Consider the following 10084-nt stretch of genomic DNA (forward strand, 5'->3'; position numbering starts at 1 on the left):
GCGACGATCTCCGAGGCCGAAGCCGAGCCGGAATTCACCAGCACGACCATCTTCACTTTCTTGAAAGCCTCGGGCAACTTGTTCAGCGGGTCACCGCTGCTGGAGCGGGTGGCGTAGAACTCGCGGCGGGCGTAGAAAGTCGCCTTCGAATCCGGCAACTGGCCGTTGGTGGAGACGATGGGCACATCCCTGGGCAGGAATGCGGCCGACACGCCGATCGCGCCCGGCAGCACGCCGCCCGGGTCATTGCGCAGGTCCAGCACCAGCCCCTTCAGGCCGGGGTCCTGCGCGTAGATCGCGGTCAGCTTCTTCACCAGGTCGTCAACCGTCGGCTCCTGGAACTGCGACACGCGCACCCAGGCAAAGCCGGGTTCCACGATCTTGGATTTGACGCTCTGTACGCGAATTTCCTGGCGCACGATGCTGATGAGCAGCGGCTTGTCCTCGTCCTTGCGGGCCACCGTCAGCGTGATCCTGGTATTCGGTTCGCCGCGCATGCGCTTGACGGCCTCGTCCAGCGTCATGCCCTTGACCGGCGTGTTGTCCAGACGGGTGATCAGGTCGCCCGCTTTCAGGCCGGCCTTGTAGGCGGGCGAATCCTCGATCGGGGAAATCACCTTGACGTAGCCGTCTTCCATGCCGACTTCGATCCCGAGGCCGACGAACTTGCCTTGCGTGCCTTCGCGCAACTCCTTGAAGGCTTTCTTGTCGAGATAGGCGGAATGCGGATCGAGCGAGGCGACCATGCCGGAAATCGCTTCGGTCAGCAGCTTCTTGTCCTCCACCGATTCGACATAGTCGGTCTTGATCAGGCCGAACACGTCGGCCAGCTGGCGCAGCTCGTCGACCGGCAGCGGCGAACCGGCGCTCCTTTGCGCGAGCGCGTCGAATTGCATCGACCCTGCCACGCCGGCCAGCACGCCTAGCGTGATCAGACTGATATTCTTGAATTTGCTGCTCATTTCTCACCTGCGATGGTTGCCTCCGCAAGTCTGCTGACCGGCGGGCGATTCGACGACTGATGAGGGAAGCAAACATGGCGCAGCCTGCCTTGTGCAGCAGCATCCTGCACGGTGCCCGGTAACCGTGCGCCCTTCCCCCGCGGCGCCAGTCTGATACTCGCGTTACTCACTCCGGACCAAGATCGACCCGTTCCCGGGCATTTCAATCCCGGGACATCAAATTACAGCGACATCCTGCGCTTGCCGGCAAAAGCCTCTGGCCGGTTTGCCATTATCGGGCTGCCAACCATTGCAATGGGTCGATCGCGCGACCCTGATGACGCAGTTCAAAGTATAAACCTGAATATTCATTGCCGCCGCTATTGCCTGCATTCGCAATGATTTCTCCTGTCTTGACGACATCTCCCGGCTGCTTCAGCACGGCCTGGTTGTTGCCGTAGATACTCAAGTATTGGTTGCCATGGTCGATAATGATCAGGTTGCCAAAGCCGCGCAGCCAGTCGGCATAGGCGACCCGTCCGCCGGCCACCGACCTGACTTCGGCGCCTTCCTGCGCCCGGATGAACAATCCTTTCCAATTGTTGCCTTCAACGCGCCGGCTGCCGAAGCGCGCCACGAGTTCACCTTTTACCGGCAAGCGCAACTTGCCGCGCAGCGCCGCCATATCGGCGCCGGCCAGCGGCGGTGCTGCGGCGGGCTCCGTCGCCGGCGGCTTTTCGTCGCTGTCGATAGGGTCCGGCTTGAACGGCGCGTTCGGTTTTTTGGCCTGGGCCAGCCGGCGCTGGCGCTCGGCCTCCTTCTGTGCCGCCTTCTGGCGCGCCTGTTCGCGCTGCCTTGCCTGCGCCAGCTCGGCACGGCGCTGTTGTTCGAGCAGGCGCGACAGCCGATCCACGAGCAGCGCCATGCGCTGCTCGTCGCGCTGCAGGCTGCCGGCTTCCTTGCGCTGCACATTGAGCTTATCGGATAGCTGGGCCAGCAATATTGCGCGTTTCGACTTCTCTTTTTCGAGGAGCGCCTTTTGCTGCCGCTGGTCGGCAGCAATTTCTTCCAGGTCCTGCTGGGCCGAACGGGTCTGTTCGGTATTGTCGTCAATTTTGCCCAGGTCGGCTTGCAGCCTGGCAATCACTGCTGCTTGCGCCTTCGACACGTAGCCCAGGTATTGCAGGTCGCGATTGATGCGATTGGGATTGTCGCCGGACAGCAGCAAGCGCGAACGGTCGCTGCCGCCGGTCAGGTACTGGTCATGCGCCAGCCGCGCCAGCTGTTGCTTGCGCTGGGCGATCTGCTTGTCCAGCGTGCGATGCTGCTGTTGCAGGGTGTCGATGCGGGCGGCGGTTTCCCGCTGTTCCTGCGCCAGCTCGGCCAGCGCCCGGTTGGCCTGGGAAATTGCCCGTTCCGAGGCGGCCAGCGCATCTGACGCGTGGCTCCTGGCGGACTCGGTGCGCTCGATGTCCCGCCGCAAGCCGGCGAGCTTGCCGCGCAGTGCGGCGCGTTCCTGTTCGGCCGCATGCTTCTGGCGCTGCCGCTCGCTGGGTGCGGCTTGCGCCGCCTGCGAGCAGCCGGCCAGTAGCAATACACCCAGCATCAGCGGCCGCAGCACGGCCAGCGCGCGCCGGCGGCGAGCGCTACTTCGGAGGGCCATCACCGGGCCGGTTATTTCGCCTTCCCTTGGCTGGCGACGGCCTTTTGCGCTGCTTCAATCGCGGCCGGATCGCCCAGGTAATAACTGCGGATCGGCTGCAGGTCGGCGTCGAGCTCATAGACCAGCGGCTGGCCGTTGGGTATGTTCAGGCCGACCACTTGCTGGTCAGTGAGCTTGTCGAGCGACTTGATCAGCGCCCGCAGGCTGTTGCCGTGGGCCGAGATCAAGATCTTCCGGCCGCCGCGGATCGCCGGCGCAATCGACTCGTCCCAGATCGGCATGACGCGCGCCACGGTGTCCTTCAGGCATTCGGTGCGCGGTATTTCGGAACGGTCCAGGCTGGCGTAGCGCGGGTCGTTGTACGATCCGCGCGGATCTTCCGGGTCCAGCGGCTCGGGTGGCACGTCATAGCTGCGCCGCCAGACCATCACCTGCTCGTCGCCGTATTTGGCGGCGGTCTCGGCCTTGTTCAGCCCTTGCAGTGCGCCATAGTGGCGCTCGTTGAGGCGCCAGCTATGCACCACCGGCAGCCACATCAGGTCCATTTCGTCCAGGGTCAGCCAGAGCGTACGGATCGCGCGCCGCAGCACCGAGGTGTAGCACAGGTCGAAGCTGAACCCGGCTTCAATCAGCAGCTTGCCGGCCTGCAGGGCTTCGTTGACGCCCTTTTCGGTGAGGTCGACATCGGTCCAGCCGGTAAAGCGATTTGCGAGGTTCCAGGTGGATTCACCGTGGCGCATCAGGACGATCTTGTACATGGATGGCGGTATTCGAAGATGTGGAGGGATGAGATCAGACATCTATTTTATAATGATCGGGTTTTCGCCAACCCAACTCTTCTACGTGAAATTCCTAATCGATAACATCTGGCTGCTTCTGACCGCCCTGCTTGCCGGCGGCGCCCTGTTCTGGCCCAGCATCGCCGCCCGCGGTAGCAAAGTGACGCCGCTGCAGGCAACACAGCTCATCAACCAGGGCAAAGCCGTGATCGTCGACGTGCGCGATCCGCAGGCTTTCGCGGCCGGACACCTGCGCGACGCGCGCAATATCCCGCTCAATGAACTCGCCAAACGCATCGGCGAACTCGAAAAGTCGAAGGCGAAGTCGGTCATCCTGACCTGTTCGAGCGGCGCGCAATCGTCGCGCGCCTGCGCCAGGCTGAAAAAGGCTGGATTCGCAGAGGCCTACAGCTTAAGCGGCGGCATCACCGCCTGGCAGGCCCAGGGCTTGCCGGTAACGAAGTAAGCAACCGAAAGACAAGCAGCGTCAGCAACAGCAACAGCAACAGCAACAGTAAAAAGAAGGGAATACCATGTCCGATCGCCCGCGCGTCCTGATGTATAGCACCGGTGTCTGCCCCTACTGCCAGATGGCGGAGCGCCTGCTCAAGGAAAAGGGAGTCGATACCATCGAAAAAGTCCGCATCGACCTCGATCCTGTCCAGCGCGACGAAATGATGCAGAAAACCGGGCGCCGTACGGTGCCGCAGATCTACATCGGCGAAACCCACGTTGGCGGCTTCGACGACCTGTCGGCACTCAACCGCGAAGGCCGGCTCGACAGCCTGCTGCAGGGCGCCTGACATCCCCAAACGGTGCCCGGCAGCGCCGGGCGCAGTCTCTTACCTCACACCAGAAAGCACGTCATGGCCGAACAAAACCAGCAACCCGTATTCCAGATCCAGCGCGTCTACCTGAAGGACGTGTCGCTTGAGCAGCCGAATTCGCCGGCGATTTTCCTCGAACAGGAGCCGCCTGCGATGGAAGTCGCAGTCGACGTCGGCGCCGAGGTCCTGGCCGATGGCATCTACGAGTCGACCGTGACGATCACCGTCACCGCCAAGGTCGGCGACAAGGTCGCCTTCCTGGTCGAAGGCAAGCAGGCAGGCATTTTCGAAGTGCGCAACATTCCGGAAGACCAGCTCGACCCGCTGCTGGGCATCGGCTGCCCGAACATCATCTATCCTTACCTGCGCGCCAATATCGCCGACATGGTGACCCGCGCCGGTTTCCCGCCGGTGCACCTGTCGGAAATCAATTTCGAGGTGTTCTACGAGCAGCGCCGCGCCGCGCTGGCGCAGCAGCAAACCGGCGGCGCCGGCATCATCATGCCGGATGGCTCGCAAGCCCAGCACTGAGTGCAGCAGCACTGAGCCGCCAATGAAAACCGGTCGAACCTGGCTGCCTGGCGCCATGCTCCTGCTGCTTGCCGGACTGGCGCAGGCGGCCGAGTTCCGGTCTGTCGGAGCGGCGCCGGCGGTGCTGGTCGACGCCCCCTCGGAGCGGGCGCGCAAGCTGGCGATCGCCCCGCGCGGCATGCCGGTGGAAGTCGTCATCACCTACGGCGAGTGGATCAAGGTGCGCGACGCCAGCGGCGAGCTTTCCTGGCTTCCCGCAAAATCGCTGGAGCCCAGGCGCAACCTGGTCGTCACCGCCGCCATGGCCCGCGTGCAGGCGGCTGCGGACGAGGGATCGCCACTGGTGTTCCGTGCCGAACGCAATGTATTGCTGGAGCGGCTTGAAGCGCCCACTTCCGGTTGGGTCCGGGTGCGCCATGCGGATGGCCAGTCGGGCTATGTCCGGGTGACCGAGGTCTGGGGTGAGTGACAAGGCCGCAGGGCCTATCGCCGCGCCGATCGTGATCCTCGGCGCCGGCGCCTGGGGTACTGCACTGGCCATTGCGCTGGCGCCACGGCGCCAGGTGGTGCTGTGGGCGCGCGACGCCGCAGCAGTCGCCGCACTGGCATCCACCCGCGAAAACAAATCCTACCTGCCTGGTGTGGCCATACCGGCCAACGTCACCATCACGGCCAACCTGCCATTCGCACTGTCGCAGGCGGCGGACGGTGGCTTGCTGATCGTGGCAACGTCGGTTGCCGGCCTGCGGCCCCTGGTCAGCCAGGTCAAGGACCATGGCATCGCCAGCCTGGTGTGGCTGTGCAAGGGGCTTGAACAAGGCACGCGGCTGTTGCCGCACCAGGTGGTGCGCGAAGTGCTCGGCAGCCGGATTCCGGTCGCTGCGCTGTCGGGACCATCGTTCGCGCAGGAAGTCGCTCAGGGCCTGCCCTGCGCATTGTCGGTGGCCACCGCCGACAGCGAATTTTCAAAGCACGTGGTGACGGCGATCCACGGCGGCGCAATCCGCATCTATGCGACCGACGACCTGATCGGTGTCGAGGTCGGTGGCGCGGTCAAGAATATCCTGGCGATTGCCACCGGCATCGTCGACGGCATGGGGCTCGGGCTCAATGCCCGCGCCGCGTTGATCACGCGCGGCCTGGTTGAGATCACCCGGCTCGGCGTGGCCCTGGGCGGCCGTGCCGAAACCTTCACTGGCCTGGCTGGCCTGGGCGACCTGATCCTCACCTGCACCGGCGACCTGTCGCGCAACCGGCGCGTCGGGATCGGGCTGGCGCAGGGCAAGCCATTGGCCGACGTGGTCGCCGAACTCGGCCATGTGGCCGAAGGCGTGCGTTGCGCACAGGCGGTGCGCGACCTTGCCAGGGAGCGCGGCGTCGAGATGCCGATCACCAATGCCGTGGCGGCCATATTGTTCGACGGCCAGTCGCCGCGCGACACCGTCGCCCGGCTGCTGTCGCGCGATCCGCGCAACGAGGTCGCCTGAGCGCGCTTGCGCTTTCTCCGGCCGGGTCCAGCCGCGCCGCCTGCGCGCGGCGCACCGGCACCGCTTCAGTGCTGGTTGCGCAGCACCGTGACCAGCAGTGACGCATCTTCGACCGCTACCAGCGCGTGCGGAACAGAGCCTTCCAGGTAGACCATCTGGCCCGCACACATTGTCGTTACCGTGCCGTGGGCCTGCAGGTCGATGACCCCCTCGATGCATTGGATTGTCAATTCGCCCGGCACCTGGTGCTCGCGCATTGATTTGCCGGCATGCAGCACCAGTCGCATTACTTCCAGCCGGTCGGTGCGCAATACCGCAAGTGAAACGGCTTGCTTCAATTTATCTGCGTGCGGACGAACATCCACCAGATCGCCTGATGATGCATGCGCTTGTGACATGACTGCTCCTTGATGAATTGGGGAAACCGCTACGGCAATTCCCACGGTATATCACGCTCAACTGCGCCGCCGGTTGCGCTCGTTCATGCAGGACAGGATTTCCCGGTGATTGCCGGTTCACAATCCGGTAACACGGTGTTTGTATGATCGTTCTGATTATTCACTTGGTCGAGAGGGGCATCAAGACATGGGCGAACTGAGCAGCCAGGGACATCTCGCTGACCCGGACGATATTGGCAGCAACGATTCCGGCAATCCAGGTTTCGATAGCATCCTGCAGGCGCGCCTGTCGCGGCGCCAGGTGCTGGGTGGCGTTGCAGTGTCTGCCATGGGTGCGATGTTCGGCGCCCTGAGTGCGCCGGCCATGGCTGCTTCGGCAAGCGGCGCGCAGCAAAGAGGCGCAGCACCTGCCAGGGCGCGGCTTGGTTTCAATGCGGTTGCCAAGAGCGTGGCCGATTCCCTGGTGGTGCCGACGGGCTATACGGCAACTGTGCTGTACGCGCTCGGTGATCCGCTGGCTGCAGCGACTGCGCCATACCGTAACGATGGCACCGACACCGGCTTCGAGATGCGCGCGGGCGACCATGCCGATGGCATGGAGTACTTCGGCTTGTCGGCAGCGGGCGCGCCGGCCCCTGGCAGCTCCGGGCGCGGCCTGCTGGCCATGAATCACGAGGCCATCACGCAACACTTCCTGCATGTGAACGGCGCCAGCGCCAACCCGCGTCCGGCTGCCGAAGCCGACAAGGAGATTGCGGCGCATGGCGTGTCGATCGTCGAGATCAGGCGGGTCGGGGCTTCGTTTGCGACCGTGCAGGATTCGGCAATGAACCGCCGCATCACACCCCTGACCCCGATCGAAATTTCCGGTCCGGCGCGTGGCAGCGCGATGATGAAGACCGCTTATTCGGCCACCGGTACCGCAACCCGTGGAACGATCAATAATTGCGGCACCGGCCGCACCCCCTGGGGCACGCTGCTGACCGGAGAAGAAAACTGGGCCGGTTATTTCACGCGCGGTCCCGCTGACGACTTGGCGCGTGGGAACGACAAGAGCGTGACCTCGCTCAATCGCTATGGTCGCCGCCAGGGCGCGGCCAGCCGGCATGGCTGGGAAACCACGGCCAATGCCGAGCCCTACCGCCGTTTCAATATCAGCCAGCTTGGCGCCTCGCCGGACGGCGCCGATGACTACCGCAATGAGCTAAACGGATTTGGTTATATCGTCGAGATCGATCCGTATGACAAGTCGGCAAGCATCAGCAAGCGCACTGCGCTGGGCCGTTTCGCACATGAGAGCGCCGCCTTCGGCCTGCTTGGCGCCGGCAAGCCGCTTGCGGTCTACATGGGTGACGACTCCCGTGGCGAATACATCTACAAGTACGTGTCGGCTGCGAACTGGGACCCCAGGGACGCCAGCGCCGCCAATCGTATTGCCGCAGGCAACAAGTATCTCGACCACGGCAAACTGCATGTGGCGAAATTCAACGACGACGGCAGCGGGCGCTGGATAGAACTGGACATCGCCAATCCTGCGATCGCCAACTGGGCCGGTTACCGCTTCGCCGACCAGGCGGATGTGCTGATCAACGCGCGCATCGCGGCAGACGCGGTCGGCGCCACCAGGATGGACCGGCCGGAATGGTGCGGCGTCCACCCCGTGACTGGCGAGATCTACGTCACGCTGACCAATAACAGCAACCGCAGGCTGGAGCCGGGCGCTGGCCAGCTTGGGCTGGACGCTGCCAACCCGCGCGCCTACGCCGATACGCGCGCCGCCAGCCAGTCCTTCCCAGCCAAATCGAGTTCCGGCAACGTCAATGGCCATATCATCCGCATTGCGGAAGCGGTAGGCAAGAATGCGGCGCGCAGCTTCAAGTGGGATGTCTACCTGTTCGGTGCGCAGTCCGACGCCGATCCGGCCCGCATCAACCTGTCTTCGCTCACCGCTGAGCAGGACTTCTCCAGCCCGGACGGCCTGGTGTTCTCCCGCGCCACGGGCATTTGCTGGATCCAGACCGACGACAGCGCCTACACCGATTCCTCCAACTGCATGATGCTGGGGGCGATTCCCGGCCGGGTCGGCGATGGCGGCAACAGGACCATCGCCTATACCAGGAGCGATAACAGCGTGCTCAAAGTCGGCGCGCCGGTTGGCAAGCCAGCCACCCCCGATACGCTCAAACGCTTCCTGGTCGGCCCGGTCGATTGCGAGATTACAGGCCTTGCCGAGACACCGGACGGCCGGGCGCTGTTCGTCAATATCCAGCATCCGGGCGAGTCCATCACGGCAGCCAACATTGCGCAGCCGGACAAGTACCTGAGCCACTGGCCCGCCAATGCCGGCTACGGCGCGGGCGGTGCGAACGGCCGCCCGCGCTCGGCGACCGTGGTCATTACACGTGACGACGGCGGCCGCATCGGCATCTGATCGTCGCGCCACGCGTGGCAGCATGCTGCCGTAACCGGCGTGGCTGGTTACGGCAGTGCGGCACTGGAAATTCACCCTGCGTCGTTGTGAAGGCCCGGGCAGCCGTGCTGCCTGGCTGTAAACGCAGCAGCTCGCCATAATTGCGTCGACCGCGATGCCGGTGGGGCGCATTTCGTCCGATGAACCTGGCTGCCCAGGCGGCACTTTTCCCCTTGCGCGAAATCAAACCAGCGAAGCGTGTTAGCCTGCACTCAGGTAATTGCTTTCGTATAAGCAGGGAATTGCTCGCCCTCAACACCTCCAATAAACATTTGTTGATCATGGATGTCGGCGCCAGGCGGCGCCATTCATTCCGGGAAGCCCGGCGCCAAAGGCTTGTGTCGGTTCGTTGCTCTCGCTCAAGCTAATAACTGTGGAGGCACGGTAGCCGGGTTCTATACTCGTACTCAATATCACTCTTCGACCCTTGATGAAAACACTCATGTGCACAGCATCAGTTCCCGCTCCAGTCGCTGCTCCAAAAACCAGGGCGCCCGTGGCGCGCCGCAATCGCGGCTTCACGCTGATCGAGATCATGGTTGTGGTGGTGATCATGGGCATACTCGCCGCGCTGGTCGTTCCCAAGCTGATGGGACGCGCAGACGATGCCCGCATCTCTGCGGCGCGCCAGGATATTTCCAGCCTGATGCAGGCGCTCAAGCTGTACCGGCTGGACAACCAGCGCTACCCGACCACCGAGCAAGGCTTGCAGGCGCTGGTCACCAGACCGCAGGGCGGCCCGCCGGCAAATGGCTGGAAGACCGGCGGCTACATCGACAAGTTGCCCAAGGATCCGTGGGGCAATCCATACCAGTACCTGTCCCCCGGCGTGAAGGGAGAGGTCGATATATTCTCGCTGGGGGCTGACGGCCAGCCCGGTGGTGCTGGCAATGACGCCGACATCGGGTCGTGGGACATTTGACGGCATGGCACAGGCTGCGGCCCGCACGCGGCTTCACGCTGCTCGAGCTGCTGGTCGTACTGGTGA

Annotated in this window: 12 protein-coding genes; 8 read left to right on the plus strand and 4 right to left on the minus strand. The window is 63.8% G+C overall.

Translation table 11 applies throughout. From position 1 onward, the window contains the following. The 3 genes from Q7T64_RS17040 to gpmA all read right to left on the minus strand — a co-directional run. Positions 1–962 (minus strand): S41 family peptidase (locus Q7T64_RS17040; protein ID WP_304798177.1); only part of this gene is annotated, 962 nt, incomplete at its 3' end. A gap of 271 nt (positions 963–1233) precedes the next feature. Continuing rightward, positions 1234–2604 (minus strand): murein hydrolase activator EnvC, encoded by a 1371-nt coding sequence (locus tag Q7T64_RS17045; RefSeq protein WP_304798179.1) that lies wholly within the window; start codon positions 2602–2604, stop codon positions 1234–1236. 11 nt (positions 2605–2615) lie between these two features. Beyond that, complete coding sequence (gene gpmA, locus Q7T64_RS17050) at positions 2616–3362, minus strand: 2,3-diphosphoglycerate-dependent phosphoglycerate mutase (RefSeq protein WP_304798181.1); 747 nt, start codon at positions 3360–3362, stop codon at positions 2616–2618. Positions 3363–3447: 85 nt separating this feature from the next. On the opposite strand from gpmA, the gene Q7T64_RS17055 reads away from it, so the two are divergent. The 5 genes from Q7T64_RS17055 to Q7T64_RS17075 all read left to right on the plus strand — a co-directional run bounded on the left by Q7T64_RS17055 (position 3448) and on the right by Q7T64_RS17075 (position 6228). Further along, positions 3448–3849 carry a rhodanese-like domain-containing protein gene (locus tag Q7T64_RS17055; RefSeq protein WP_304798210.1) on the plus strand — a complete coding sequence of 134 codons (402 nt, stop codon included), beginning with the start codon at positions 3448–3450 and terminating at the stop codon, positions 3847–3849. Between the two features lie 67 nt (positions 3850–3916). Next, the gene (gene grxC / locus Q7T64_RS17060; RefSeq protein WP_304798185.1) at positions 3917–4186 is read left to right on the plus strand and encodes a glutaredoxin 3; all 270 of its coding nucleotides are present in this window, start codon (positions 3917–3919) and stop codon (positions 4184–4186) included. 63 nt (positions 4187–4249) lie between these two features. Beyond that, on the plus strand, positions 4250–4741 hold the full coding sequence (secB, locus tag Q7T64_RS17065; protein ID WP_304798188.1) for a protein-export chaperone SecB: 492 nt from the start codon (positions 4250–4252) through the stop codon (positions 4739–4741). A 22-nt stretch (positions 4742–4763) separates the two neighbouring features. Further along, positions 4764–5210 (plus strand): SH3 domain-containing protein, encoded by a 447-nt coding sequence (locus Q7T64_RS17070; RefSeq protein WP_370653357.1) that lies wholly within the window; start codon positions 4764–4766, stop codon positions 5208–5210. Next, positions 5203–6228 (plus strand): NAD(P)H-dependent glycerol-3-phosphate dehydrogenase, encoded by a 1026-nt coding sequence (locus Q7T64_RS17075; protein ID WP_304798193.1) that lies wholly within the window; start codon positions 5203–5205, stop codon positions 6226–6228. The genes Q7T64_RS17070 and Q7T64_RS17075 overlap by 8 nt, the downstream gene beginning before the upstream one ends. Positions 6229–6293: 65 nt before the next feature. Here Q7T64_RS17075 and Q7T64_RS17080 read toward each other — a convergent pair whose 3' ends face one another. Then, complete coding sequence (locus Q7T64_RS17080; protein ID WP_304798196.1) at positions 6294–6626, minus strand: cupin domain-containing protein; 333 nt, start codon at positions 6624–6626, stop codon at positions 6294–6296. A 187-nt stretch (positions 6627–6813) separates the two neighbouring features. On the opposite strand from Q7T64_RS17080, the gene Q7T64_RS17085 reads away from it, so the two are divergent. The 3 genes from Q7T64_RS17085 to Q7T64_RS18150 form a co-directional block, all read left to right on the plus strand. Continuing rightward, positions 6814–9057, plus strand: a complete 2244-nt coding sequence (locus Q7T64_RS17085) for a PhoX family phosphatase (protein ID WP_304798201.1) — start codon at positions 6814–6816, stop codon at positions 9055–9057. A gap of 481 nt (positions 9058–9538) precedes the next feature. After that, a complete protein-coding gene (gspG, locus tag Q7T64_RS17090) occupies positions 9539–10018 on the plus strand; it encodes a type II secretion system major pseudopilin GspG (protein WP_304798206.1) in 480 nt (159 codons plus the stop codon). Further along, on the plus strand, positions 10006–10084 hold a 79-nt coding region (locus Q7T64_RS18150; RefSeq protein WP_370653358.1), incomplete at its 3' end, for a prepilin-type N-terminal cleavage/methylation domain-containing protein. The genes gspG and Q7T64_RS18150, both read left to right, overlap by 13 nt.

This window comes from Lacisediminimonas sp. (genome assembly GCF_030645335.1).
In the GTDB taxonomy this organism is placed as follows: domain Bacteria; phylum Pseudomonadota; class Gammaproteobacteria; order Burkholderiales; family Burkholderiaceae_D; genus Lacisediminimonas.

Excerpts from the sequence above, each read along its gene's own strand:
- grxC (WP_304798185.1), top strand. The coding sequence starts at position 3,917 with ATGTCCGATCGCCCGCGCGTCCTGATGTATAGCACCGGTGTCTGCCCC.
- Q7T64_RS17085 (WP_304798201.1), top strand. The coding sequence starts at position 6,814 with ATGGGCGAACTGAGCAGCCAGGGACATCTCGCTGACCCGGACGATATT.
- Q7T64_RS17045 (WP_304798179.1), bottom strand. The coding sequence starts at position 2,604 with ATGGCCCTCCGAAGTAGCGCTCGCCGCCGGCGCGCGCTGGCCGTGCTG.
- gspG (WP_304798206.1), top strand. The coding sequence starts at position 9,539 with ATGTGCACAGCATCAGTTCCCGCTCCAGTCGCTGCTCCAAAAACCAGG.
- gpmA (WP_304798181.1), bottom strand. The coding sequence starts at position 3,362 with ATGTACAAGATCGTCCTGATGCGCCACGGTGAATCCACCTGGAACCTC.
- Q7T64_RS17070 (WP_370653357.1), top strand. The coding sequence starts at position 4,764 with ATGAAAACCGGTCGAACCTGGCTGCCTGGCGCCATGCTCCTGCTGCTT.
- Q7T64_RS17080 (WP_304798196.1), bottom strand. The coding sequence starts at position 6,626 with ATGTCACAAGCGCATGCATCATCAGGCGATCTGGTGGATGTTCGTCCG.
- secB (WP_304798188.1), top strand. The coding sequence starts at position 4,250 with ATGGCCGAACAAAACCAGCAACCCGTATTCCAGATCCAGCGCGTCTAC.